Source organism: Geomicrobium sp. JCM 19039, assembly GCF_000698145.1.
Lineage (GTDB): Bacteria > Bacillota > Bacilli > Bacillales > Marinococcaceae > Geomicrobium_A.
Genome location: NZ_BAXB01000001.1, coordinates 114,718 through 140,267, shown reverse-complemented (window position 1 = coordinate 140,267; position 25,550 = coordinate 114,718). Strand labels below are relative to the sequence as shown.

Below are 25,550 nucleotides of genomic sequence, written 5' to 3'. Positions count from 1 at the left end.
GTTCAACCACCATTGATTCACCTCTCTATAGCTCTGTTGCGATTTCTTCTTTTGTAAGTAGCGTCTTAACAATTGGGTTACTAAACACATGTTGTTCGGTATGATATTTCTTTAAGACGTCTGTATCTTTCAACATATTTCCAGTTAGTATACATAATGCCTGCTCTTCTTTATCAATAGTTTGGTTATCGACGAGCTTTTTTAGACCGGCAACTGTCGCAGCAGATGCGGGTTCGCACCCTATACCACTTTGGTCAATGACAGCTTTTGCATTTAGGATTTCTTCGTCGGTCACTGCAACGGTCACTCCGTCAGTTTCCTTTAACACCCGCGCTGCTTTTTTCCAGCTCGGCGGGTTGCCAATATTTAACGCACTGGCAACGGTATTTGGCTCACGTTCAGGCTCATACGGCGAGCCTGTCGCCATCATTCGGTGAAAAGGGCTTGCCCCCTCGGCTTGCACGATCGCCACTCGTGGAAGTTTGTCGATAAACCCTAGCTCGTATAAGTCTTGCAAGCCTTTCCCAAGAGCTGTACTATTGCTAAGTGCTCCGCCTGGAACAATGATCCAGTCAGGCAACTTCCAATCTAAATATTGGGCGAGCTCAAAGACGATGCTTTTTTGGCCCTCGATGCGGAACGGATTAATGGAGTTGCAAACATAAAGACCAAGTTCCTCACTGTATTGCTGCAAAAACTCAATACCTTCATCGTACTTACCATCAGTGCTAAATACTTTTGCCCCGTAAGCGATCGTTTGCATCACTTTGTTCATCGAGATGTTCTTATTTGGGACGAACACGTATGATTTACACCCAGCCATTGAACTGTACATCGCAAGCGATGATGAAGTATTCCCTGTAGACGTACATGTAAATTTATTATATCCAAGGCTTCTTCCGTGAGAAACTGCAACCGCCATGCCATTATCTTTAAAGGAACCACTAGGATTTTCACTTTGAGCTTTAAGCAAGACGCTCTCTTTCATTCCTGTGTACGAACGCACCTGTGCGGAATGATATAACCCGGTATTCCCTTCGTACTTCGTCACCATGTGCTCTTCTTGTACTTCAGGGAAGATCAGTTCTTTGTAGCGCCACACACCGCTTGCTAATGGCGTCATTCGCTCAGCTAACCGTTCGTGGAACGTATGTTTTAACTTTTCTGCATCCACACCTTCAAAGTTGTGAACGATGTCAAAAAGCCCTCCACATTCACATTGGTATTGAAAGTTATTCACTGAGTATGTATTCCCGCAGTCGACACATTGTAATTTCATGTTGAACAGACGCCACCTTTGCTTTTGCTAGTTCTTTCTAGCATAAGAAAGGTTGTCTTATAAAGCAATGGATATTTTCTGAATTGGATTATTGTTTTAATTCAATAACTTCGGATGGTTGCTTGTTATTCACATGGTTTTGATTTGCTTCTACACTGCAACTGGCCGCCATTGCAATTAGCAAAGAAAATGCAATGAACCATTTATTCTTTCTCATCCGTCAGAGCTCCTTTATTCTTCCTATTGGATCAGTCGCTCTTCCCAGTTATTGGTTACATATATTCCAAAAAAATATTAATAAAAAAATGGAGAAACGGTGATGACTCACCTTTCTCCACTCCAATGAAGTTACTTGTTATCTTTTGTTTCTTCATTTGTTTCTTCATTTGTTTCTTCTTCATTTGTTTCTTCTTCATTTGTTTCTTCTTCAATTGTTTCTTCGTATGTTTCTTCCGTATCATCAATTAACTCATCTGGCATTCCTTGCTCAAATTCTTCACGCTTTTCTTTAAGCTCTGCCTTCGATTCTTTAAGGAATGACGGTTCATATTCTTTATGCTTGCTCTCCAACCTTAAGATGTCGTACTCGCCACTTAACGCTTTGAGTAAGGATATCGCCATGAACAAAACGACAAAGGTGAACGGGAACGCGGCAATCAACATCGCCATCTCTAACGCTTGCAATCCACCTGACAGAAGCAATGCCGCTGCTGTCGCAGAAAGGATCACACCCCAGATGACTTTAATCTTCACTTGTGGGTTTAGCCGACCACCGGTCGTTAACATTCCCAATACGAACGTTGCCGCATCGGCTGAAGTAATAAAGAATGAAGAAATTAGAAGAATTGCTATACCCATAATGACAGGGCTCCAAGGATACTGCTCTAGGAAAGCAAATAAGGCAACTTCGTTTCCTTGTTCACTAACGATTTCATACAAACCGCCACCGAGTGCATTATCCATCTCAATACCGGCAACACCGAAAATAGAGAACCATACTGCACTAAACAATACTGGTACTGCTGTAACACCAATGACAAACTCTCGAATTGTACGGCCTCTAGATACACGAGCAATAAATGTACCTACAAACGGAGACCAACCGATCCACCAGGCCCAATAAAACAAAGTCCAATCATTTAAGAACTCACGGTCACCTTCAAATGCATTCATACCTAAGGTCATTTGCGGTATATTCTGGATGTAAGTACCTAGGTTTGTTGTAAGGGACTCTATCATTTGCACAGTTGAACCGAGAATGAATACAAAGAACATAAGTGCAATTGCTACAACGATGTTCATCCAACTTAAATATCGAATGCCTCGATCAACACCCGTTGAAGCGGAAATGATAAAGATAACAGTAACTACAGCAATTACGATCATCGTCGTTGCTGTCGTATTACTAATCCCATCAAACGTGTAACTTAGACCTGCAGTAATTTGCGATGCACCCAAACCAAGAGACGTTGCAATACCGAAAATTGTCGCAAACACAGCAAGTACATCAATACTATGTCCAAGGCCACCTTGAGCTCGATGCCCAATGAGGGGTGTGAACGCTGAGCTGATTAACGCCGGTGCTTGGTGGCGAAACTTAAAGTACGCTAGGGTTAGTGCAACGATGGCGTATGTAGCCCAAGGATGAAAACCCCAATGAAACAGCGTATATCTTGTGGATTCCTCAAAAGCCGCAGCCGTACCCGGGTCAACTACTGGTGGATTGTGATAATGTGTGAGCGGTTCTGATATTCCAAAAAACACCAAGCCAACACCCATTCCTGCTGTAAACAGAAAAGCAAACCATGTAAAGTAACTGTATTCCGGCCTTTCATCAGGCTTTCCTAATCGAATGCGCCCGTAAGGTCCAAATATGAGAAACAAGGCGAGTAACACAAACAAGGTTGTTGCAATAATATACACCCAACCAAAGTTGTTCGCTAAAAATCCATCAATAAATCCTAATACTGTCTCTACATTGCCAGGAAGAAAAACTCCCCAAAGAATAAAAACGCCCGCAATAGCTAGAGAGACCCAAAAGACAATACTTAATTTGTTATTTTTCACAATAAACCTCCTCTAAATCGTCTTTGGAATATTATTAACCAATTTGGATTGAAAAAGACGGTAAATTATGTACAACCCAAACTAGCGTGTCGTTCATATCCTCTCCTTTTTACGTAAAAGTATTAAGCAACAGTTATAGGTGTTTCCCTTTTTTCAACCGACTTTAAACCTATATTCGACAAATCTTTCCAAATGTCAATGAGCACAAGCGACATTTTCTCACATGTTTGTGAAGTTGTAAACATGCGAATCTTGCTGTAAACACTTACATCCTTGCCCTGTATCCGCTTATATTTTTTACATACCCCTGGATTCATTACTTTTTACGTTTAGGTTCGACATGCACATTTGTATGATCAATTTCATGTTCATTTTTAAGGTTGTTTTCAATCTGAGTTGCAATTTCATGACTATCTTCTACACTAAGGTGGGGTTCGACCTCAATAACGACATCAGCGTGGATCGAGCTACCTTGCTTTCGTGCCCGTATCATCTTCAATCCATGTACATGTTCTAATTCTTCAATTGTCGCACGGTACGGCGTTAAATCCTCTTCATGAAACCCATCCGATAGTGAGTGTGCCGCATCTCGAAAAATGTGCCAAGCTGTATAACAAATCACAAGACCGATGATGAGTGCAGCTAATGAATCGACCCATCCTAAGTGAAAATACGCCGCAATAATTCCGATAAATGCCCCAACGCTTACAAACGCATCCACTCGGTTGTCTTTTGATACAGCAAGTAACCCTTGGCTATTAATCTTCTTGGCGAGACGTTTGTTATACCACGATACTGCAAACATTATCGTTGCAGCTCCGATCGCTACCCAGGCCGCAATCAGATTCGGTGATTCAGTCCTCGTTTCTCCAAACAATGAGGTTCCTGCCCCCCATAATACTTGGAAGCCAACAACCATAATGATAAACGCTGCAAGCAGTGCTGCAATGCTCTCAGCGCGAAAATGCCCGTAAGGATGGTCCTGATCTGGAGCTTTTGCGAAATTCGAAGCCCAACGAGAACAGCAATCGATACAACGATATCTGCCGCATTATTATATCCATCTGCGATTAACGCCTGAGAAAAAAACATATAGCCAATTGTGAGTTTCACACCAGCTAGACCGAGGTACGTAGCAATGCTTAACCACGCGCCTTTCTCCCCTTCTCGCAATCGTTCATATCGTCCCATCAGTCAACCTCCTCCAACAGACTATGTATATGTATCGTAGCAATCGCTATATGAGTGGGTCTACAGCAACCTTTTTCGCTACCCACAGACAAGTTGATGCACCTATATATTGTTGCAAGTGGGCAAAAACTATGCACAGCCTTTGTACTCTTACATCATCATGGCTTCCATTCTGCGTGTTGATTTGGAATAATCTAAATTATATATTTTTACGATTCAGAAGGAGGGGTTACAATGTATCATATCATTATCATTATGATTATAAACGTCATCATTACTGGCACCGTTTCACTATTATTTAGTTCTTGATTCGCTGCAGGGTTTATTTCTGAGAGCAACAGTCCGGAAACCTTTGTCGCACCGGAATTTTTCTTGATCATGGCTGTATGGGTAGTTGGTTTGAGCTTGTACGGTGTGAGAGCTATCGTAAAGAGTAATTCTCCAGCGTTAAAGCTTAGCTTAACCATCACATCTTTACTGCTTATGTGGGGCGCGCTGCCGATTGGAACGGAGCTTGTCACAACCGTTCTTGTACTTTTACGCTGAATTCGATGCATCATTTTTTACGCACTGTACGGTAGGTGTCGGGCGTAGTTTGTCGCATTTGTTGTAAGCCAACAGAATTTTTCATCAATATAGGTTAAACTTTTGATTTTTTTAATTTGCACTATTGGTTCTTGCATTCCACTACGAGCAGAAGCTTTTACTCCAGAGCACAAGTGCAACATCGGTGACCAAAGTACGCTCACCGTGTTTTCTCTATACTCCAGAGCACGAAGGCGACATCGGTTCACTTTGCTGTCTACTGGCTCGGGAAAGAACTCCAAGTGTCCCATAAACGATTTTATGAGACACTTGAGCAAGGAAAAGTCACCATTTTTAAAATGGATTGTCACATATACTTCGTCAACTGTCACAAAGAGAAAAATAAGTGACTGTTGAGCCCTAAGGCACACTGTTTGAGGCTGGATTGTCACTTAAAAAGTCAGGGTCGTCACGGTCCTTGCGCCAGGTGATGACTACTGTTCAAGTCTTTTTACCTTGCGGCAAAAGTTTCTATTTTTCCCCGCAACCATCTCAAGGATGAACAACGATCACACCGAAACTTTAGAAATGAAAAGACGAACATAGGTAGTCAATATGTAGGTGTTCACCTAAAAATAGCGATCTCTACCATAGGATTCAGCGAATTGCTTTAGTTCATCCTGTATAGTTTCAGTCATCTATACTCAAGCTCGTCTAACGCCTACGAAACGTATCATCCCTTGCAAACTCCAGATTAGAATAAACACTAAAAAAAGGCCGCCCACGTATCGGGCGGCCTCGTCTACTTCCATTTTTCATATTGACGTTCCATCGACTCGGCGAAGATTCTCATCTTCTGCAGTGACGGAACGGGTACCATTCGGTTGTACTTTTTAATCTTCTCATTCACTTCGGTAAGCCGCTGCTCCTTTTGCGACTCCGTGAGCATTTTCTGCTCGTCAATGACTGCTTTAATATCGTCTCGAATCTCATGTTGAAACTCGAGCCAAGGCGGGACATAGTTGGCATTTTTCAAGATCCCATTTAACGTATCGCCCTTTAAATACTCGTCTGACAATGGTTTTCCGTGCCCTTTTAGCTTTTGGAAATCTTCTTGCTCTTTTGCTTGGCGAATTGAAGATTCGACTTTTCGATCCCACTTATCCGACATCTGTACACCCCACTTTTAAGCTAGTGCTTCATAAAGTAAACGTGCAGCCATTACTAGTACCGTAGCAAATAAAATCCACTTAATCCATTTCGTTTGTGAACTCATAATAATCTGGCTTCCAATCCACGCGCCTGTTGCATTTCCTAATGCCAGTACGAGACCGAGCCACCAGTTCACTTCGCCATTTAAGCCAAAAACGAGCAGTGAGACGAATATGTACGCACCCGTTACTAACACCTTAACACTGTTTGCATGAATAAACGACAATTGAAAAATAAACATTGCTGTAAGTACGATATAAAACCCTGCACCAACTTGAATAAATCCACCATAAAACCCAATCGCTAAAAATAACAAGGCGCCTAACGCTTTACGGTTTAGTGAGAGGTTCATTTCTTTTCCTGACCGTTTTGTCGGGTCCCAAACGATAAAAAATATCGTGACGACCATCGTGATCGCTAAGATGATTTGAAACAATCCATCACTAATGTTCACCGCTGCCATCGATCCAAGAATGGATCCAACGATTGCAGGCAATACCACGAGGGAACTCACTTTCGTTTCAAGCTTCCCTCGCTTTCTAAAGGCTAACACCGATGTGATGCTTTGCACGACGATGGCTACTCGATTTGTTCCGTTCGCTTCCGATGACGGCAATCCTAAAAAAATCAACATCGGCAACGTTAGGAGTGACCCACCAGCAGAAACCGTATTAATCACCCCGGCTACAATGCCGACAAAAAATATAATGAGATACGACCACAATTGTAAATCCACATACATCCCTCATATCTTCGCTGTTCGTTTACTATATCACACAAATCTCAAGCTCAGAATTGGGATTTTGTCCGCACAACGTATATAATACACGAAAGAACTGTTTAGACTGGAGGCAATACTGTGAAACCAATCAATGCTGAAGATGTTCAGCGTCTCATTGAAGAATACGCTGAAAAAGATCTTTACTTGCACTTGGAAACGACGAACGGCGCGTATGCTTCGCACTTTGATCAATCATTTTTCTCAGCAAGTGCATACATTCGCAATGCCAACGTTCAGTACAAGCAAGGAAAAATACGCGGCGATGGTCCTTACCGCGTCGGTTTAGAACTGCCAATTGGCTGGATCTACGGCGAGGGGCTCACTCACTACGAAGTAAATCAAAACGGACAATTCATTCTCGCAGGCCTCAATCAAGACGGAAAAATTGCGGTTACACTTGAATTGTCCGAGCAACCGTTTCAATATGACTAAGGAGGAATTGAACATGCACGATGAAACACATGTCCTTGTCATTTTTCCACATCCGGACGACGAAGCCTTTGGGGTGTCCGGTACGATGGCAGGGCAAGTCGCCAAAGGAACACCGCTCACTTACGCATGTCTTACTCTCGGTGAAATGGGGAGAAACGTTGGGAACCCGCCAATTGCAACCCGTGAATCACTTCGAGACATTCGCGAGCGGGAGTTACTTGAAGCTGGAAAAGCGATGGGCCTCACAGACCTACGTATGATGGGTTTTCGCGACAAAACATTGGAATTCCTAGAAGATGGCGTATTGGAAAGTGTTGTAACGGACCTTGTACAAGAATTAAACCCTTCCGTCGTCATCTCATTTTATCCCGAACACGGTGTGCACCCTGACCATGATGCAACAGCGGAAGCTGTTAAAAACGCTCTAGCTTCAATGACAAAAGAAACACGCCCGCGATTTTGGGGCGTGGCGATCACAAAGGACAACCCAGATGTGGTTTATTCCATCAAACCGTACATCGAACAAAAGATTCAAACGTTGAAAGCTCATTATTCACAGTTCGGGGCAACATTTCCTGAGCATGAGCGATTATATCGTGAAGGAAATAAAGAGGCTGTGGAACGTCTGGAGAATGAACGATTTCACACGTTTACGTTTGATGATGAATAAATTCTAGAAGCGAGAAGCTGTCATTTTTTTTGACGGTTTCTCGCTTTTTTGTCGAATGCTACTTTCTAAGAAAACCTTCTCCGCAGTAGACATTTCGCGTTTTGCGAACGTGCAATGCTAGAAACCGTCGATTTGTGTAAAAACTTATTTAGAGGGGATGTTCAGTTCTTGCAGAAATGTGTAATAACAAGAGAGGGAAGGTGAGAGGATTGCTGAAATGGGTACCGTTAAAAGAACAAAATTCGTATGAACGTAAACTTCTAAAGACGATGAAACGACTTAAAATTAAAGACTTCCAATTTAACTGGGACCGAATTGGCTGCTCAATTGATTTCCGGTATCAGCAAAATTCCTATCGAATGGAACATTCTGTTCAGAAAGCACGGCGCAAAGGCATCATTTTAAGCAATGGCCTTGACTGTTTAGCGGAACTCACCCAGTCGCTGTCGATGCTAGCAGAAATTATCGAACGAGGAAACTATGATTTGGAAACGTGGATTCGGGGGATGCAAGTCGTTACTGAAGATGAGCCTTCTGAATACGATGAAGAGTTTCATGTTCGGTATCGACCGTTAGACCAAGATACTCTTGCCCCATTTAATGCTGGGACGAATCTAACCAACTTTGAGCGAAACCACGCCGTTCGTGATGCCGCTCGTCACTGACAACACAATCATGTTTGGCTGTTCGACAAAGCGTCGAACAGCCAAAAATTTACACCGCACGTTTGAACTCCTTCACAAATGGAAAAACCATTTCTAGGAGGTTTTTTTATGAGAGCGATTACGGTAACTGGCGCCATCCTTATGATTACTGGATGGTTTGCCTCGTTGAATTTGATACATTTTCGGAAGAACACCGCAAAGAAATTCTTCAAAAAATTAAAACAAGTTCGTCCCTCATTCTACTCATCGTTTTAATGCCCCTCGGTATACTGATTAATATTGCGGGAGCGTTTGCCGGTTCATTGCTTTTGACGGTCAGTGGCGCTACGCTAATTTTCATCCAAGGGATCATTGTCTCTACTCTTATCCTTAGACGGAAACGCTGGAAAGGAATGCTACTTCTTTCTGTCATTTCATTGCTTGGTATCTTTATATATATTCCATTATTCATCCATTGATTTGTCCCTTTCCTGTGCGTATACTTGTTGCGTACATCAAGAGGTGGGATTAAATGGAGTTTAATGTGAAGTTTCTATCATTTTATGTGATTGAAGTTGAGGGTAGTGGCGATGACGCGAGCCGTCACTATAAACATTATCAAACCTTAGACCAAGAGCAATTTGACGAAAGTGAACTGAAGGACTTTCTCGACGGTGAGTTAAAGAAAATTGTTAAACGAAAAGCAGAGCACCATCCGAAGTCCGATCAAGTGCCAACGAAAATTGGACGATTTCTAACAGAGGCCGACTATCCGCTTGATTCGAACCCGAATTACGCATTGTTTCAAAAGACGATACGTGCAGAAACGAGCGACGTGTTCACTGAACATAGCAACACTTTCGCAAAGCTATACACCGAAACTGCTGCGGTTCGTGGCGGTGTCTTTCTCGTGGCTTCAGCTGTACCTAAAAAGTATTTTTCCGATGAGTTCGTATTTATCTTAAAATGTGATTTCGAACCAAAGGTGGCGTCGATTAGCGACGAATCGACGCTTTTGCGAAAGATCGAGTACGCCATCACTACGAAGAATATGAAGTCGATTCAATATCCGTTCATGATTGAAGAAGGAATGGTTCAACCTGCGGAGCTGAAGATTCACCAAGCCTCTCATGCTCGTTACTTCCAAGACTTCCTCGCATTTGTTGAGTACGGAGACAGCGTCCCCGTCATGATGAGAGAACAGGTAAAGGGCATGATGACCGAGCATATTTCAGAGAGCTTTGCAGAAGAAAGCGAAGAAAAAGTAAACTGGGAACGTTCCCTCGATGAGTGGGAAACGAGCGATAAGCGTGAGATCAATGAGCACCTTGAAACCCATCAAGTCGTCGAAGCATCTGCGCAAATCGTTGAACAAACCCCCGAAGCCCGGATTCAGGTAAAGCTCGGTGAAACCGAAGTAAAAGGCTTGCTTGCCGACTTTGGTGAAAGCTTACACATCGCCAAACTAAACGGACGATATGTACTCATCGCCGAAGCCGATGAGCTTACATTCGAAAAAGGCGCGACACCCGTCGAGTTTTACAAACCTGAAGACATCTATTCCTTAATTAAAAAGATGAATGACCGCTCTGCCGACTAAGTCTAGTAGGAAAGCGGTCTAGAGATTAGATCGAAACCCCGTTCCACCTGATCGCAGGTATCTTTCATCATCTTTATTAGGCAAGGGATTCTACCGAGTATTGTTCCTACTAGCGCAGCAAAGCGCGCGACAGTAGAAGGCTTTGGAAGTAGAGTTGGGCTCATTTTCTTTATAGCACTGAATCTATTTCCATATCCGCCTGTTTGGAAGCAGATAGCCATTGATTGGAAGCAAAATGAGACGGAAACGGTCATTTATAGGTGAATCTGTTTCCAAATAAATGATCTTTGGAAACAGATTTTCAATACGCTTCCCCCCCTTAAAAACTAGCTTTTCCTCCAAATACAAAGCAATTTCCCGTACTTAAGTAAACCTACCCTCAATGATTACCTTCAATCCTTGCTAAACGTATGCCGAAGTCCATCTGATCTTGTTTCGGCACCTTTGGTGCCGATGGTTGCTAGAATAATGGGTTGAAGTTCAGTGTAGAAACGAGCGTACATAGATTGACCATTGTCAGGTAAACAGCGGTGTTCCAAAGCGATCTAGAGTATTTGAGGCGTGATCTAGATCGCTTATCTCTAAAAACTACCAATATGAACGGCCGCCGCCATCACCTGTGCAGAAAATCGTGAAAAAACGATCTAGATAAGTTGCACGAAAGAAATTCTTCAAAAACCAATGGTAAGCTTGGGGAAAGTGGAAACTGTGCTCGAGTTGCGGCCGAACTGTTCTCAAGTTGGGGGAAATCGCAAGAACAGCGGTCTATTCTCATAAACTCGGGAACAGATTACCGGGTCACCTGTACAATCCCCGCCCCGAAGTACCCACAAGACGTCGGCGCAAGCCGCGCCGAACCGAGTTCGGTTTCGTTTCGGCCCCGTTGGAGCCGACATGTCGGTGGCACTTCAGCCTGGAATCTGCGCTCCAGTTGGAACAAACTGCGCAATTAGGAAAATGTTAAGTTCATTCTATCTAGATCGCCGATCTCATAAAAATCCCCAAACGGTGTACAACCAAGCGTTTATGTAAGCAAAAACCACCTCAACCTATGTAGAGAGCAAAAGCGAACGTGACGGTTCGTGTAATTTTAATGATTTAACAATGTAAAGCTCACCTTATATAGTTCACACTTCCCCGCTATATGCCAAGCACTAGAAACCCTTCTCTACCTAACATAACCGGGCAGACCCCACCGCACCTCCACCCCGTTACTCGGCTACCGATAGCCTAAGACGTTCGGTAAAATCTCCTACTTCAACGACATTAAACCCGTGTTTTTTGTATAAAGGAATGGCTTCGCTTCCTTTGAACACGTGCAGAGTGAGGTTTCGCCCATTCTTCCTCTGCTCACGGATAATTCGCTTTAACACTTCTGTTCCGTACCCATAACCTTGAAACCTTGGATACAAATAAAAGTGTTTTAGCTCATCTTCCCCACCTTCACCTGGTTGTACTGAAACACAACCAATTTCATTATTTTCAAGCATCAGTATTGATGTGTATTGTGGCTGAAAAGCTTTGGCGAAATAATACTTCGTTCGATTTACATCAATTTCGTGTCGCTTAAAGTCGTCAGCCATCACTGTCGTGCGTAGCGCTAATAGCTTGTCAAAATCATCTTCCGTCGCCTGCACATATGCAATCATGAAACCCCTCCTCGTCTCTTTTATCTATTTCCCCCGCAACCTCCGTCATACACATTATTCATGGTTCATGTTTTTCTCCAGATAAATCTGTAGTTTGTCCTCTACACAATTAATACCCAAACATTTATAATAGTCAGTGAGTCACCTTCGCACGACTTACTTACCTCAAGCTGTTACTTCTTTAAACCCTCAACTTTGCGATCCTTTATCCCCAACCTTTTGCCCTTTATGCACACCTGTCCTTGAAATACGAAGAAGACGAGGTGATTATTTGGGATTAGATATGTATTTAGTCGTTGAAAAGAGAAATGATTTTGATGATGTATACCACGAAGAAATCGCTTATTGGCGCAAAGCGAATCACATTCATCGCTGGTTTGTTGAGAACGTTCAACATGAACAAGATGACTGCAAAATGTATCCTGTCACCCGAGAGCAACTTGAACAATTACTCCACGTATGCTCGGAGACGTTAAATGACCCTTCCACTTCCCATTACACGTTGCCCGCCCTAGCTGGTCCTTTTTTTGGAGAGACTTCCTATGACGAATGGTATTACCAAGATGTTTCGTATACTGCTCAAGTGTGCAAAACCATCTTAGCTTTGTTTAACTTTAAAAGCGATGCTCGGCTTCTTTATTACAGTTGGTGGTGAGACTTGTCCCTCACGTGCATAGCAGCAGTAATGAATTCCACAACTTCTTTAGTCATTGGATAGAATAAGACACTTTCACTCTCATTTGCAATCATGTCCACGTTTTGCCAAGGAATTGCTTATCCTCACCATACATCTCGTACGTGCCCGCTAGCCAACGGTCAAGCAGTTGCTGGGCTACCGTCGAAGTCGGCAATTCGTGAAGATTAGAACGAATGTCTTGAATAAGCGCGAGCCATTGTTCTTCCGTCTGTTGATCATAACTTATAGAAAGCATTCTTTCTTTTTCCTCATTATTAAGGTATTGGTTCAATGTATCGTTCGCAGGCATCATCCCTTCTTGATAAAGGTTCATCACTTGAAAAATGACAGCCCAGTTTACGTCATGTTCAACTTTCACTGAGTAGAGCACACTGCGAATCGCTGTTTCAATTTGGGTTAGCCGTTCTTTTTGTTGTTGCACCATTCGCATTTGCCTGGATAGTTCAGCTTCCCACGTAGTTGTTCGTTCTTTCATGAACGACTGTATCGTCTCAAGAGACAACCCTAAAAATTTCAGCGATAGTATTTTCTCTAATCTGAACACTTCTTCGTCACTATATAAACGATGCCCTCCCTCTGTTTTGTTATGAGGAGATAGTAAGCCAATCTCATCGTAATAATCTAACGTACGGATGGTGACTCCCGTTTTTTTGGACAGTGTGCCGATCGTATACAATTAAACCACCTCTTTTAACCGTTACTCATTCCTTATCATTGTACAGAACGTGTCAAATCGAATGGATCATCTCTTTTGTTTGACTATTTTTTCTCGAAATGTGAATGTTGTTAGCGAGTTGGAAATGCTATGATAACAATAAACACATTCGGGGGAGTGCATGATGGACCAGTGGTATAAAATTGATAATGCCGGGAAAGTCTTTCATGCTGTATCTGAACGTGCGAATTCATCTGTGTTTCGCATTGCGATGATCATGAACGAACACGTACAACCGGACAAGCTGCAAACATCATTGGATCACGTAATGAAGCGGTTCCCGATGTTCGCAGTGAAATTAGGTCGTGGCGTGTTTTGGGATTTTCTCGTGGAAAATGACAAGAAATTATTCGTTAAAGAAGAATCAACATTTCCGTGCTCACCCGTCGACCCGATTGAGACGAATGGGTATTTATTTCGCGTGCTCTATTACAAAAAGCGAATCTCTGTAGAGTTCTTTCATTCGGTAACTGATGGTACAGGAGCGCTTGAATTTCTAAAAGCACTCGTCTTTGACTACTTGAATCAAACCGGTGAACAACCGAACAATGACGGCACAGTCATTGATGTATCGGGTACACCTAGCGAGTATGAGCTTGATGATAGTTATCAGAACTACAAGTCTAGCGATTCATCGAAACGAACGAAGGAAGAAAATGCCTATCAAATAAAAGGAACACCGATTGAAGAAACCGTAGTGATTCACGGAGTGATGAGTGCACTTGAACTACGAAAAGCGGCGAAAACAATACAGGTACAATCACTACCTACCTTACTTCGGTTTTAATTATGAGCATTTATCGTGAAAAGCTGCGATTTAGAAACCGTAGTGAACCAATAAAGATTGCCATCCCCGTGAATTTACGGTCCATTTTCCCTTCCAAATCATTGCGTAATTTTTTTGCGGTCGTGAACGTTGGAATGGAAGTGACTGAAGAAACATCACTGGAAATGATTCACACAGAAGTTGTAGAACAATTAAAGAAAAAAACAGAGCAAGAGAAATTACAACAAGGTCTGAACCACCATGTGAAATTACAAAACATGCTCACCGCACGGTTCGTACCAGCGATTTTGAAATATCAAGCCATTCGCTACGGCTACAAAAGTTACGGGGAACGAACGAAAACGATCACGCTCACGAACATCGGCAACATATCCTTGCCAAAAGACGTGAGCACAGCGATTGAACAGATGGAAATGGTGATGTATCCAACAAAAAAAAGCCCTATAAATGGGGGAATTTGCTCAATTAACGACCGCTTTGTTATTTCTTTCGCCCGGTCGATTGAGGAAAGCGATGTGATTCGTGCTTTCTTCACGCAACTTGTGGAAATATCAGGGATCGATGTCGAAGTTTACTCAAATGACGGAGGATGATTTCCTTGCAGCATTGCGAACACTGTCAAGTGCAAACTCAACAGCAAGTCTGCCCACTATGCAGCCGGAAATTGACTGAAGAAGAAAAACTCGCCGATCATTATCCGGTCTACCATAATCGCTCAAAACAGCGATACATGAAACAGAAAGTCACACTATTTATCGCTCTTTTTATCATTAGCGGCTCGCTGTTAATTAATTTGCTGACAACACCGGACGTGCTCTGGGTATTTTATATAGTTGGACCTGTGCTGTACGTACTTCTTCTCGTCAATCACACGATCCTCTCCCGTGCACATGCAGGTTCAAAAATTATTTTTCAAGTGCTCGCATTATCGGCGATGCTCATTGTACTCGATACTGCTGCAGGTGCGACCCGTTGGTCGATCCACTACGTCATTCCCTTTCTCGTCATCAGCGCAACATTAATCGTTACGATTATCATTCTGAACAAACCGATGAAGTGGCGAGAATACTTAGGGTACATGATGACGATGATCGTTCTTGGCTTTATGCCTGTTTTATTGTTCTTAAGCTCTCTGTCGCTCGTCTTATGGCCGAGTGCGATCACTGCATTTTATGCGCTGCTCACCCTCATTGGCATGGCGCTATTCGCGAATCGCACGATGCGTAATGAATTCGTCCGACGGTTTCATATTTAAGGAGTGGTTTCAATGAATGTACGTCTAGCAACAGCAGATGACGGTTGTTACGTAACTGATTTGATGACCCAATTAGGCTACCCAACGAACACTTCACGTATGGAACGACGTTTACAAAAATTCGCCACACATCCTGATTATCGAACCTATGTAACTCACGAACACCACTCCAAAGAAATACTCGGCATGATTGGCTTACATGCGAGCATGTATTATGAAAAAGACACGACATATGTTCGAATCGTCACCTTAATCACCGATGAGTATCATCGCGGTAAAGGCATCGCATCTCTTCTCATAAGTGCTGCGGACGATTGGGGCAAGAGTATCGGGGCAGATCAGCTTTTTGTCAATACAGGCAACCGCAACGAACGCCTGCTTGCACAACAGTTTTATGAGTCACAACAGTTCACAAAAATCGCCAGTGGCTGGGGCAGAGCGCTAAATTAAAAAAAGCAGCAGGTTTTGTATACCTGCTGCTTTTTTGTCGGTTAGTTTTGAAAGACATCCGTTTCAGTAAATTTAACATCTGAGAAATTTGAAGGAGTATCGAGCGTACGATTTGTGCCACTTTCCCAAATAACATCACCTTGCTCGTTCTTCTTAATAAACTTATATTCAATTTCTTCATTTATCGGTACGCTTACCGGTAAAAACCAGTAAGGATGTTCAGGATTAAGAAACGCCTCAGTCGATCGATCCGCATCCCAACTTCCTAGTTCTGGTATGTTTCCAACTACATGAATCGTCTCCCCAAAATTCGTGTTCGCTTCAATATTAAAGACAACTTGGGTTTGTTCACCACTTAACTTATGGAAAGTAAAAGCATTACTTGTTGTTGCTCCAGATTGAAGGGTAATGGATACATCACCCGCATCTAATCCTGTTGGCACTAGAGTGACCAATTCTTGATCACCTCGATCAATAACTTCTGCTTCTACGTCACCGAACCAAACACTCGCTTCTGAGAGGTTTTCTCCATATAAGTGAACACGGTCTCCTGCCACGCCCATTGTAGAAATGACATCCCCAATCATCGGTTGCTCACTTGAATGATTGTTATAAGACCATACAGCAGAAGCTCCACCTGATAATTCAAAACTTGGCAATTGACCGTCACTGACTTCAACACTTTGTCCATCTAACAACCCCCTTAGAACATCTTCATAAGTGTCATTAGGCAATTGAGTCGGAACTGAGGGCACGTTAAACGCTTCATCTGGATGGCGGTTAATGGCTACAACGACTGTATAATCATAGAAACTACGCTCATAAACGAGTACGTGTTCGCTACTATGGCGTATGTTCGTCAAACCGTAAGCAATCGCTGGGTTCTGCTGTCGAAGTTCAGCTAGAGATGAAATGGTTTGAAATGCTACTGTATTTTCATTAAATTCTGTTTCTCTTTCCATGAACACTCGACCCGCAATATCACTTGCATCATCGGAGTCCAGATATTGTTCTGTGCCATAGTAAATATTAGGAATACCTCTACTCGTCATTAAAGCGACGATCCCTGCGTGATAAGGCCTATCATTTTGTTGTGTATACCTAAATCGAGTCACATCGTGATTATCAAGAAATGTTACAGCTTGGTTTTCATAAGAATAATCTTGTTCTGTTTTCACAAGCATATCTCCAAAATCACTCATAGATTCCGAGAAATTTCCGAAAGTATTGGCGGATGCTCGATACCATTCAAAATCGAGGTTGTTCACGCCAGTACGATCTGGAAAGCTAACGTACTCATCATATTTTTGATCCGGTCTACCAATAAAAAATTCCCCAAATTGTGTTATTGGACCGTTGTTATTTGAATCAATTCTCTGCTTAAATCCCTTCATAAAAGCAGGGTTTAAATGAAGTGTTGCATCGTGTCGAATGCCATCAATCCCGGTGTTAACCCAAAACTGCACTGCATCATCTAAATGTTGAATTACCGCAGGATTCTCATGATTGAAACTTGCTAATGAACCAAGATCTTTGTAACGGAATCCGTATCTAGATTCATCATTACCTCGATCACCAATTCGGTAAAACCAATTAGCGTTTAAACTGCCATTTGGATCAGCTAACAGCTGTTCTGTCCTCCCGTTAACGACAGTAGGTTCACCGTCATCATCAAACATATACCTCCCATTTTCGTCCCGATTCGGTTCGAATAGCTGCCCATCTTCAGGTACATTACCGATGGTAGGATTTTGCCAACGACTTGTATGGTTAGAAACAAAATCTAGTACCACTTTAATTCCGTTGTTTTGCAACTCGTTTTTCATATCCATAAAATCTCTCATAGATCCAAAATGCTGATTCGTTTCAAAGAAATTTCGGGCGTGATAGCGTGGAAGCTCGTCCAGCGATCAATGCTTCCATCGGATTGATAGTCCAATATTTCTGTATCTCGATTACTGTATGGCGCGGAAATCCAAACAGCAGTAATGCCCATCTCCTTTAAATAAGGTATTTTTTCAACGATTCCTGCAAAGTCTCCACCTTGGTAAAGCTTTAAATCCTCTCCCGTCCCATCAAATAATGTCGGATCAAAACCTTCTGGCACATTGTTGTTCGAATTTCCATCAACAAACCGATCCGTTACGATTTGATAGATTGTATCCCTTGAGGTAACAGGTCCAAGATTGTCTCCGACAGGTGCATTAGGTGAAGAGATTGCTGCTTGCCCTACGTCTACCAGGGTTAGTGTAGTAACCAGGAAAACTACAATGATAAATTTCATAAGTTGAATAAGTTGTTTCATCGATTAGCTCCTCTTATGATTTAATTCATCGTGTCAATATCTTGTTGAATTTGCTCCACTGCCTCCGTCATAATTTCTTCTGCATCTTCACCATCTGCTAAGAACAACATCGCATCCCCCATTGCCCCAAATACTGGATCAATCTCAGGTACATTTGGCATCGGCTCTCCATTTACAATTTGCTCTGCAAAACCTGACATCAATTCGTCATCCGCTATTTCTGGTGCCTCTAATAAAGTTGATACTGCAGGCATTTCGCCAGTAGCCATATAATAAGACATGTTCTGCTCATCTGACGTAAGGTGAAGCATAAGGTCTTGCGCCCAGTACTGATGTTCAGAATAAGGGGATAAGAGCCATGACTTAAAACCAACAAGTGACGAAGCTGGCTCTCCATTTTCTAAAACAGGAAGTGGAGCTGAGCGCAAGTTCTCCTCACCAATGGCTTCTCCATAAGGGTTGATATTCCAAGGACCTGTGTGCGAAACGCCAATCTTGCCTTCTGCAAATAACCCGTCTTGAATTTCAGGGTTGATCGAAGACGGAATCAAACCATCTTCAAACAGAGACTGAAATCGTTCCGCGCCTTCAATAGCACCATCATTTGCTAAACCAACGTCTCCAACATCGTAACCGCTTTCATTTTCTCCAAATATATAACCACCGTAGCCTGTAATAAATGAATGAGAGTAATAATAGATGGGAACAGTCAGAAACCCATATTCATCGTTCCCTGCGTCTGTCAGCTCTTCAGCGATCAGTAGCAAATCTTCAATCGTCTCAGGAGCTTCTTCAACGAGCTCCACATTGTATAATAAAGCTGCCGTTTCTGAGACAAATGGTAAACCGTATAATTCCCCTTCATAGGTCATCGCCTGTAAGCTCTCTGGAGTGAATCGTTCGAGTTGCTCTTCATCCAAATCTAGAGGCTCTGCGAGACTTTGCACAGCAAGTTCACCGGTATAATCATGGGGCTTAAAGTATATGTCAGGCCCTGTGCCTGCTGGTCCATCTAGCGCAATGTTCTCGGCTTGGTCATCATAATTCATCCGTGTCAACTGAACTTCAATACCTGTAGCTTCGGTATACTCACTTGCCATGTCTTCAATGGCATTGGCTTGCTCATCATTGTCATGAATCCACATATGTAGCTGATCTGGTTTATCAGGTTCTGCACCTTCACTTTCAGTATTGTCTGGGTCTTCAACACTCGCTTCTTCTTCACGATCCGGGGCACATGCCATGAGCAATAAGCAGCTCGTCGCAATCAAACCGTAGTGATACTTCATATGAATCTCCTCCCTTTTTCCGTGCAAACGATTGCATAAAATTCAAAATGTTATAACTCATTTTATTAGACCATACATATTACTCTTTGTCTATCTTTATATGGTAGCGCTTCCAATAAGATTGTTACAACCACAATTAATGAAACCCTTATGCAAGCATTGAAAGCTACTGCTTTATGTTTTGTCGAAACGATTGCATAACACAATTAAGTACGCGTCCACCGGACCACATTCGTACTATACAAAACATGTTCAGACAATCGGTGCGAGGCTGCGATGTTTGGGTGTTGGAATGTCTTCTCAAAGGCAAAATTTAAGCGTTCCATCACGCGTATGGACGGTTGGTTCGTACACGCTGTGAAGCTGTAGACATCTGTAAAGCCTAGCTCATTGAAGCCATAGGTTAAGCATGCGGTTGCCCCTTCGGTAGCTAGCCCTCTTCCCCAAGCCTTTGGGGATAGGCGCCAACCAATTTCAATACACGGGGTGAAATCAGCGGGGAAGGTGGCGTGATGAAAGCCGATAAATCCAATAAATTGTCCGGTTTCTTTCAAATCTACGGCGTACAATAGATAGCCGTATTCGCTCATTTCTTCAATGATACGTTTCTGTAGATTTGCTGACTCTTCCGTTGATAGCCTGCTCGGGAAATGTTCCATCACCTTCGGGTCACTGTTGATCGAGTAAAAAGGATCGGTGTCCCCGTCTTCCCAATCACGTAACCGTAGTCTAGGTGTTTCAATATGAATCACTCCGATCCCTCCTTCATGTTTCGTCATGGCCACACTGTACAATCTGCGCTCTAGTTCGAAAAATAAGTGGTCTTATAAATACAACCTTGCGAACTTACGCGCACAATACGTAAACTAGAGCGCAGATTCCAGTCACAAGTCGTTACCCGTTGCTGCGTCCGTATGTCCACTTTCTCCACAAGAACTCCATTGGTCCTTGGTTGAATTTCTTTAAATACAGTGTGCTGAGAATAACTTGAACGACGAACAGGCCGACACCGAGGAGAAATCCTACTCCTTCGCCTACTTGACCGTACAGTCCAAAGCCAAAGCCGTAAAAAATGAAAACGAGTACGATGCTTTGCATGAGGTAGTTGGTGAGTGCCATTCGGCCGGCATTTGCGAATGGCTTCAACATTCGTTGCCATGTTTCTTTTTGGGTAAGAAGCACGAGTGAAGAGACGTAGAACAACATAAGAATTGGCCCTGTCAACGTGCGTAGGCCTTGTGCTAGTCCAAATCCAACTGCACTCGGTAGCGGCGTGAAATTGTGGATGAGTGCGGTGACGACTATCGTTCCTAACAAACCTGCCCACAAGCTATGCACCCAAATCTTTTTCCACACCCGAGCGTACTCCTGAGCGTTTTTGAACATCCCCTTCTTCCCAAAATATAAACCGAGCAGGAAAAGAGGAAGAATGCCGGGAATAACCATAAACGCATTGAAGAACATGAGCAAGACGTCTGGCAAGCGCGCCAACCACACTTCTGCATACCCGCCGCCTGCCATCTGCTCTGCCAATGCTGTGTCGTACGCTTTCATTTCAGATAACGATGAGAGGCCCGCGGATTTGGAAAGCTGTATTCCAATTCCACCGAGGACATTTAGTAATGTCAGCAGAACCGTCGCACTAACAAGGATGCTAACCGCCCAGATCAAGATAGTCTTTGGCGTTCTTGACACAAAAGCTAGGAGCAAGAATCCTGTAATTCCGTATGTAAACAAAATATCTCCGGACCAGATCATGAAGAGATGTACGAGCCCGATGACGATGAGAAAAACGAGGCGCCGCACGAAGACGCGCGTTGCATTCACATCTTTTTGAAGCAATCGATGATAAAAGATGTAAAAGCCTAGACCGAACAACATACTGAACATCGGGTAAAATTTCCCGTCAATAAATGCAGTCGTAAATAGACGAGCTGCCGCATCAAACCCACCATCTGGCAACACATACCCTTGCACTAGCATTACCTCACTCATAATAGCTTGTGACTTGAAAAACGACATGTTGGCTAAAACGATTCCCAGTAGTGCAATTCCTCGAATGATGTCGAGTGATTGAATTCGTTCGTTTGCTGCTAATCCTTGTTGTTTCATGGAAACTCTCCTCTCTATGCATCTATACTATAACTTGCTCAGCAATAAAAAATCCGAATCTTAAGCTTTTTTTAATGGAGGATTTTGTGGACGGATCTCGAATGAGTAATCATTAGACAGGAGCGTGAAACATTATGTTAGAACGTGTCGATACGATATGTGTTACCGTCAAAGACCTCCAAGCTTCCATACGTTGGTACCATGAAAAACTACAGTTCACACTGTTGCACCAGGGTGAACAATACGCAATCTTAGGCTTTGGCGATCATTCAGCCCCTTTCACAATTGAAGAAGGCACACCTTCAGTAAAAACGAATACGACGTACCCTATATTTTATACGAGCAACATTACACGAGCTCATCAGCATCTTCAAGAGCTTGACGTTCAAGTAAGTTCGATTGAAGAAGATGCGGATCAGCGATTTTTCACGTTTTATGATCCTGACAACAACAAAATGCAAGCATGTTTCTATTAACCCGGCGTCGTTTACCTCTCCATCAATAAGGGTAAAAAGTATACTAAAAGTAGGAGGTATGAAAACATGAAAAGTACAGACCTTAAAGAACGTGGCTTTAAAGAATACCATGGTGAAAAGATCAATGTCTACTTCAATAAGGATATGTGCGAACATGCCGCAAAATGTGTCGGAAACTCACCAGACGTTTTTGATACAGAGCGACGACCGTGGATCCTTCCTGACAAAGACAGCCCTGACGAAGTCGAACATACGGTCAAATTATGCCCAAGCGGCGCCCTCCAATACATTCATAAGGAGTCTTCCTAATGGAGATCAAGCGACAAGAACGAAAGCATGTGATTGAGAATACAGACGGGAGATGCTTGCTGAGATTACTTTTGTACCTTCGGGCAGTTCTATGGTCATTATTGACCATACGTATGTATCTGACGAAATGCGTGAGAAGGGGACGGGTTCTAAGCTAGTCGCTTCCGTGGTGGATGAAATGAGGCAACAAGGAAAGAAGATTATGCCACTATGCCCGTTTGCCAAAGCAGAGTTCGAAAGACACAAAGAGTACGAAGATGTGCTACACAAAAAAGATTAAATTCAGGGAGTCGAATCATGTCAATTATTCAATTGGATGCACGTTATAGTAACATCTACCGTACGTTGCGATTAGAGTCATTAGAACAATGTCCAGAATGCTTTGCATCAAGCGTTGACGAAGAAAAGAGCCTGAATTTAGAAGCGTTCCAAAACCATTTGTTTCGGGATGACCTTGCCACTTTTGGTGCTTTCGATCATGAGAAGCTTGTTGGCATGACAACCCTTGCAATGAATGAGCAACAAAAACTGAAACATAAAGCGACTTTGCTTGCGGTTTATGTTACACCTGATTACAGAGGAAAAGGATACGGCGCACGTCTGTTGGAAAGTGCCATTGATTTGGCGCGAGAGAAAGCCGCTATTGAACAAATACATGTCACGTTAGCAACGAATAACGAAACCGCCCTTAACATTTACCATCGGTTAGGTTTTGAGCAATACGGGAAGATGAGTCGTTCTATGAAGCTAGGACCCGACGTATATTGTGATGAATTACAACTCGTTTTACATCTATAGATGAAGAAATTGGCCCCATCGATCTTGATGGGGCCAAGCGCATTACCTAAACGGTAGGTCGGTGATTGATGACTCGTTTTCTTAGAAGGTTTGCACCTGTAAATCCAGACGCAAAGTACAACTGGTTATGCTCATCGACGGTCATAAGGTGAACGTCATTTTCAATCAGACGGTGATGCAACGTTTCTGGATCAATCACGGTCAACTTTCTGCCTGCCGTCGTATAGATAAGTCCGTCCGGAGCAAATCGCAAATGAAATGGACGCCATTTGCTTGCACTGAAATTACTTGAGTAGATGACTCTACTTTTCACAATTTCAAGCGTGTCAGGATTCATTGCAAACACCGTTCCATCCATTAGCCCCCAAATGAAACCGTCGGGACCGACCGCAAGTTCTCCGATCATTTTTGGTCGCATATCGCTGCCAGAAACGTTCGGGGTGAGTACCGTCTCGACTTCGCCTTTCTCGACATCCCAAACAAACAGCTTCGCATGATCTTCGGTCGGCACTGACCCATCCCCACCCCAAATCGATGTACCTCCGTACACCTTTCCATTTAGGTACGCTAGCCCAACAATGCTCTGGTTTTGTACGACATGACGGTGAACGTCCCAACGATCGTTGGTTTCATCATAGATCGATAGTGCACCACCAAGTTGACCGTAATCTGGAATGGTTCCAACGAATAAATGATCGTTCCCAGATGTTAACGTAAACGGGCGGTCTTGAGCTTCACCAATCGCTTTGAACATTTCTGGATTCGTTCCAAAGTCAAACGGTTCGGAGGGGTTGTATCGATAGATTCTCGCTTGGCCATACGTACCGAAGTAGACGTTCCCATTCATAAAGCCGATGCCTTCCGATTGTTGCATATTCTCCACGCTATGAATAATCTCTTCAGCAACAGGGTCATAAATCGTCATTCCCCTATGATAACCACCCATATACACGTTGCCATCAAACCCGATTTCTATCGAATGAATAGGCACCCCTGTCGGAGCGGCGTCAATCGTCAAAAACTGAAAGTCACCAGATGCGGGCTTATATTCAAACGCTTCTGCAAGACGATTCAATCCGATGAGTACGTACTCGTCTTCTTTTTTCAACCAGCCGAGAGACCGCATATCCGCATCCGACAAGTTGCTCACATTAGAAACATCATGCTCTTTGTTATCTTCCATATTATAATAGTACAATCTCGTCCCTCTCGTGTAATAAAGGTCACGCTCATTATTAGGGTTTGGAGGGGAGATTTCATTTCGATATCGTAACGTTTGCAGCAGTTTATGGGTCTGTTCATCAATGACGAACACTGTACAACAGCCGGAACGAATGAACAGCTTGCCCGCGTACACTTCAATGTTCGCAATAATGCCTTCTTGCCCGGCATTAGGAATCGGCACTTCGTCGCGGTCTCCTGTTTCACGATCAATTCTCACGACACCCGCTGTCATACCAATGCCTGCATAAATGTAGCGATCCGTCGCACCAATGCCACGAACATACTGATCTGTTTCACTCATACTGCCAAGGTTCGCGAACGTTCCAGTGGCAATGTCGTATTCAAACACCATTGCGCTCGTCATCGTTCCTCCGTAAACCTTCCCATCTTCTGTTGCGGCTAAATCCCATACCCATGGCTCAGAAGGGTTGGCTCCTAAATTTTCAAGGCGTTGTTCTACGCGATCGTACCGATACAACATGCGGTTGCTCGTACCGGAGAAATATACGTTCTCATCTGACCCGATGGCAATGCCCCAAGCTGTATCAATCCCTGGGATTCGTTCTTCAAAGATACGCTCACCTGTGTATAGATCAATCACTTGAAAAAGCGCAGGATCCCCATTCGTTGCAAAGAACAACTCACCATACTCATTTTGAGCAGCATTGGAAGTGATCGTGCTCAGAACCATATCCCCTAAATCTTCTTTATCCTCGGTATCCAGTTCCAATTGACTCTCCCAGCGAATGTTCAAGTTTCGCAAATTCGCCGCCGCTGCCATTCCTGCCGTGATGGACAAAGAAGCAGTCACAGCGTGTTCTGGTGCTCTTCCGTACACATACACGCCCATCCCTTCTCTAGCATCAATATTCGTACTTCGAAATGGCATGCATGCGGATTCTACCGTCGTTCCTTCCTCATCGAAGTAGTTTATCTCCAGTTCTACAGAACCGCTTTCCATGACAAGGTCAGCACCTAAGCGGTAAAGCTCATGAGCACTCACCTTTGCTTGCTCACTTGTGAGCGTAACTTCTCCGTCTTTAAAGTCAACGGATACGATGGGTAATGACTCACTCATGCTAA

At 43.2% G+C, this 25,550-nt stretch carries 28 protein-coding genes and 1 pseudogene; 15 read left to right on the top strand and 14 right to left on the bottom strand.

Translation table 11 applies throughout. The features are described from left to right. Positions 1-25 precede the first annotated feature (25 nt). From thrC to JCM19039_RS00720, 4 genes and pseudogenes are all read right to left on the bottom strand, one after another. Positions 26-1,279: a threonine synthase gene (gene thrC / locus JCM19039_RS00730; RefSeq protein ID WP_042422892.1), complete on the bottom strand. Its 1,254-nt coding sequence runs from the start codon at positions 1,277-1,279 to the stop codon at positions 26-28. Positions 1,280-1,367: 88 nt separating this feature from the next. Continuing rightward, positions 1,368-1,496, bottom strand: a complete 129-nt coding sequence (locus JCM19039_RS26175) for a hypothetical protein (protein ID WP_255343601.1) — start codon at positions 1,494-1,496, stop codon at positions 1,368-1,370. Between the two features lie 131 nt (positions 1,497-1,627). After that, positions 1,628-3,349 (bottom strand): BCCT family transporter, encoded by a 1,722-nt coding sequence (locus tag JCM19039_RS00725; RefSeq protein WP_042422889.1) that lies wholly within the window; start codon positions 3,347-3,349, stop codon positions 1,628-1,630. 313 nt (positions 3,350-3,662) lie between these two features. Further along, a pseudogene (locus JCM19039_RS00720) lies at positions 3,663-4,537 on the bottom strand (cation diffusion facilitator family transporter). A gap of 378 nt (positions 4,538-4,915) precedes the next feature. Here JCM19039_RS00720 and JCM19039_RS24115 point away from each other — a divergent pair. Further along, positions 4,916-5,083 carry a hypothetical protein gene (locus tag JCM19039_RS24115; RefSeq protein ID WP_193744105.1) on the top strand — a complete coding sequence of 56 codons (168 nt, stop codon included), beginning with the start codon at positions 4,916-4,918 and terminating at the stop codon, positions 5,081-5,083. Between the two features lie 781 nt (positions 5,084-5,864). Here JCM19039_RS24115 and JCM19039_RS00710 read toward each other — a convergent pair. Together JCM19039_RS00710 and JCM19039_RS00705 are read right to left on the bottom strand one after the other, a co-directional pair. Beyond that, the gene (locus JCM19039_RS00710; RefSeq protein WP_052398384.1) at positions 5,865-6,233 is read right to left on the bottom strand and encodes a DUF1992 domain-containing protein; all 369 of its coding nucleotides are present in this window, start codon (positions 6,231-6,233) and stop codon (positions 5,865-5,867) included. A gap of 15 nt (positions 6,234-6,248) precedes the next feature. Continuing rightward, on the bottom strand, positions 6,249-7,010 hold the full coding sequence (locus JCM19039_RS00705; protein ID WP_052398383.1) for a sulfite exporter TauE/SafE family protein: 762 nt from the start codon (positions 7,008-7,010) through the stop codon (positions 6,249-6,251). A 123-nt stretch (positions 7,011-7,133) separates the two neighbouring features. Between JCM19039_RS00705 and JCM19039_RS00700 the strand changes: the two genes are divergently transcribed. The 5 genes from JCM19039_RS00700 to JCM19039_RS00680 all read left to right on the top strand — a co-directional run bounded on the left by JCM19039_RS00700 (position 7,134) and on the right by JCM19039_RS00680 (position 10,401). Then, positions 7,134-7,487, top strand: coding sequence for a YojF family protein (locus JCM19039_RS00700; RefSeq protein ID WP_042422882.1), 354 nt, complete (start codon positions 7,134-7,136; stop codon positions 7,485-7,487). 13 nt (positions 7,488-7,500) lie between these two features. Beyond that, positions 7,501-8,157, top strand: coding sequence for a bacillithiol biosynthesis deacetylase BshB2 (gene bshB2 / locus JCM19039_RS00695; protein WP_042422879.1), 657 nt, complete (start codon positions 7,501-7,503; stop codon positions 8,155-8,157). Positions 8,158-8,366: 209 nt separating this feature from the next. Beyond that, on the top strand, positions 8,367-8,822 hold the full coding sequence (locus tag JCM19039_RS00690; RefSeq protein WP_152550036.1) for a hypothetical protein: 456 nt from the start codon (positions 8,367-8,369) through the stop codon (positions 8,820-8,822). 108 nt (positions 8,823-8,930) lie between these two features. Continuing rightward, the gene (locus tag JCM19039_RS24110; protein ID WP_193744104.1) at positions 8,931-9,077 is read left to right on the top strand and encodes a hypothetical protein; all 147 of its coding nucleotides are present in this window, start codon (positions 8,931-8,933) and stop codon (positions 9,075-9,077) included. Positions 9,078-9,333: 256 nt separating this feature from the next. Further along, entirely contained in the window at positions 9,334-10,401 is a 1,068-nt protein-coding gene (locus tag JCM19039_RS00680) for a DUF3900 domain-containing protein (RefSeq protein ID WP_042422869.1), read from the top strand. A 1,211-nt stretch (positions 10,402-11,612) separates the two neighbouring features. Here the strand turns inward: JCM19039_RS00680 and JCM19039_RS00675 are convergent. Next, positions 11,613-12,050, bottom strand: coding sequence for a GNAT family N-acetyltransferase (locus tag JCM19039_RS00675; RefSeq protein ID WP_052398382.1), 438 nt, complete (start codon positions 12,048-12,050; stop codon positions 11,613-11,615). Between the two features lie 271 nt (positions 12,051-12,321). On the opposite strand from JCM19039_RS00675, the gene JCM19039_RS00670 reads away from it, so the two are divergent. Continuing rightward, complete coding sequence (locus tag JCM19039_RS00670; protein ID WP_042422866.1) at positions 12,322-12,705, top strand: hypothetical protein; 384 nt, start codon at positions 12,322-12,324, stop codon at positions 12,703-12,705. Positions 12,706-12,796: 91 nt separating this feature from the next. On the opposite strand, the gene JCM19039_RS00665 is transcribed toward JCM19039_RS00670, so the two are convergent. Further along, positions 12,797-13,423, bottom strand: a complete 627-nt coding sequence (locus tag JCM19039_RS00665) for a MerR family transcriptional regulator (protein ID WP_052398381.1) — start codon at positions 13,421-13,423, stop codon at positions 12,797-12,799. 163 nt (positions 13,424-13,586) lie between these two features. Between JCM19039_RS00665 and JCM19039_RS24765 the strand changes: the two genes are divergently transcribed. From JCM19039_RS24765 to JCM19039_RS00650, 4 genes are all read left to right on the top strand, one after another. After that, on the top strand, positions 13,587-14,249 hold the full coding sequence (locus JCM19039_RS24765; RefSeq protein ID WP_052398380.1) for a hypothetical protein: 663 nt from the start codon (positions 13,587-13,589) through the stop codon (positions 14,247-14,249). A 2-nt stretch (positions 14,250-14,251) separates the two neighbouring features. After that, positions 14,252-14,842, top strand: coding sequence for a hypothetical protein (locus JCM19039_RS24760; RefSeq protein ID WP_052398379.1), 591 nt, complete (start codon positions 14,252-14,254; stop codon positions 14,840-14,842). A 71-nt stretch (positions 14,843-14,913) separates the two neighbouring features. Continuing rightward, positions 14,914-15,504 (top strand): DUF6320 domain-containing protein, encoded by a 591-nt coding sequence (locus JCM19039_RS00655; RefSeq protein WP_238544872.1) that lies wholly within the window; start codon positions 14,914-14,916, stop codon positions 15,502-15,504. 12 nt (positions 15,505-15,516) lie between these two features. Further along, positions 15,517-15,954, top strand: a complete 438-nt coding sequence (locus JCM19039_RS00650; protein ID WP_052398378.1) for a GNAT family N-acetyltransferase — start codon at positions 15,517-15,519, stop codon at positions 15,952-15,954. A gap of 41 nt (positions 15,955-15,995) precedes the next feature. Here JCM19039_RS00650 and JCM19039_RS26170 read toward each other — a convergent pair whose 3' ends face one another. The 5 genes from JCM19039_RS26170 to JCM19039_RS00630 all read right to left on the bottom strand — a co-directional run bounded on the left by JCM19039_RS26170 (position 15,996) and on the right by JCM19039_RS00630 (position 21,660). Further along, positions 15,996-17,786 (bottom strand): alpha-amylase family glycosyl hydrolase, encoded by a 1,791-nt coding sequence (locus JCM19039_RS26170; protein WP_052398377.1) that lies wholly within the window; start codon positions 17,784-17,786, stop codon positions 15,996-15,998. Between the two features lie 8 nt (positions 17,787-17,794). Next, positions 17,795-18,259 carry an alpha-amylase family glycosyl hydrolase gene (locus JCM19039_RS26165; RefSeq protein ID WP_052398376.1) on the bottom strand — a complete coding sequence of 155 codons (465 nt, stop codon included), beginning with the start codon at positions 18,257-18,259 and terminating at the stop codon, positions 17,795-17,797. Positions 18,260-18,279: 20 nt separating this feature from the next. After that, complete coding sequence (locus tag JCM19039_RS00640; protein ID WP_042422863.1) at positions 18,280-19,548, bottom strand: extracellular solute-binding protein; 1,269 nt, start codon at positions 19,546-19,548, stop codon at positions 18,280-18,282. Between the two features lie 206 nt (positions 19,549-19,754). After that, positions 19,755-20,300 carry a GNAT family N-acetyltransferase gene (locus tag JCM19039_RS00635; RefSeq protein ID WP_042422860.1) on the bottom strand — a complete coding sequence of 182 codons (546 nt, stop codon included), beginning with the start codon at positions 20,298-20,300 and terminating at the stop codon, positions 19,755-19,757. A gap of 142 nt (positions 20,301-20,442) precedes the next feature. Continuing rightward, complete coding sequence (locus JCM19039_RS00630; protein ID WP_042422858.1) at positions 20,443-21,660, bottom strand: DUF418 domain-containing protein; 1,218 nt, start codon at positions 21,658-21,660, stop codon at positions 20,443-20,445. A gap of 134 nt (positions 21,661-21,794) precedes the next feature. On the opposite strand from JCM19039_RS00630, the gene JCM19039_RS00625 reads away from it, so the two are divergent. From JCM19039_RS00625 to JCM19039_RS00610, 4 genes are all read left to right on the top strand, one after another. Beyond that, entirely contained in the window at positions 21,795-22,136 is a 342-nt protein-coding gene (locus tag JCM19039_RS00625) for a VOC family protein (protein WP_042422855.1), read from the top strand. Positions 22,137-22,202: 66 nt separating this feature from the next. Then, positions 22,203-22,445: a (4Fe-4S)-binding protein gene (locus tag JCM19039_RS00620; protein ID WP_042422852.1), complete on the top strand. Its 243-nt coding sequence runs from the start codon at positions 22,203-22,205 to the stop codon at positions 22,443-22,445. Between the two features lie 52 nt (positions 22,446-22,497). Next, positions 22,498-22,725: a GNAT family N-acetyltransferase gene (locus JCM19039_RS00615; protein WP_042422849.1), complete on the top strand. Its 228-nt coding sequence runs from the start codon at positions 22,498-22,500 to the stop codon at positions 22,723-22,725. A 17-nt stretch (positions 22,726-22,742) separates the two neighbouring features. Further along, positions 22,743-23,243 carry a GNAT family N-acetyltransferase gene (locus JCM19039_RS00610; protein WP_042422846.1) on the top strand — a complete coding sequence of 167 codons (501 nt, stop codon included), beginning with the start codon at positions 22,743-22,745 and terminating at the stop codon, positions 23,241-23,243. 46 nt (positions 23,244-23,289) lie between these two features. On the opposite strand, the gene JCM19039_RS00605 is transcribed toward JCM19039_RS00610, so the two are convergent. After that, positions 23,290-25,545, bottom strand: coding sequence for a hypothetical protein (locus JCM19039_RS00605; protein ID WP_042422844.1), 2,256 nt, complete (start codon positions 25,543-25,545; stop codon positions 23,290-23,292). Between the last annotated feature and the right edge of the window lie 5 nt (positions 25,546-25,550).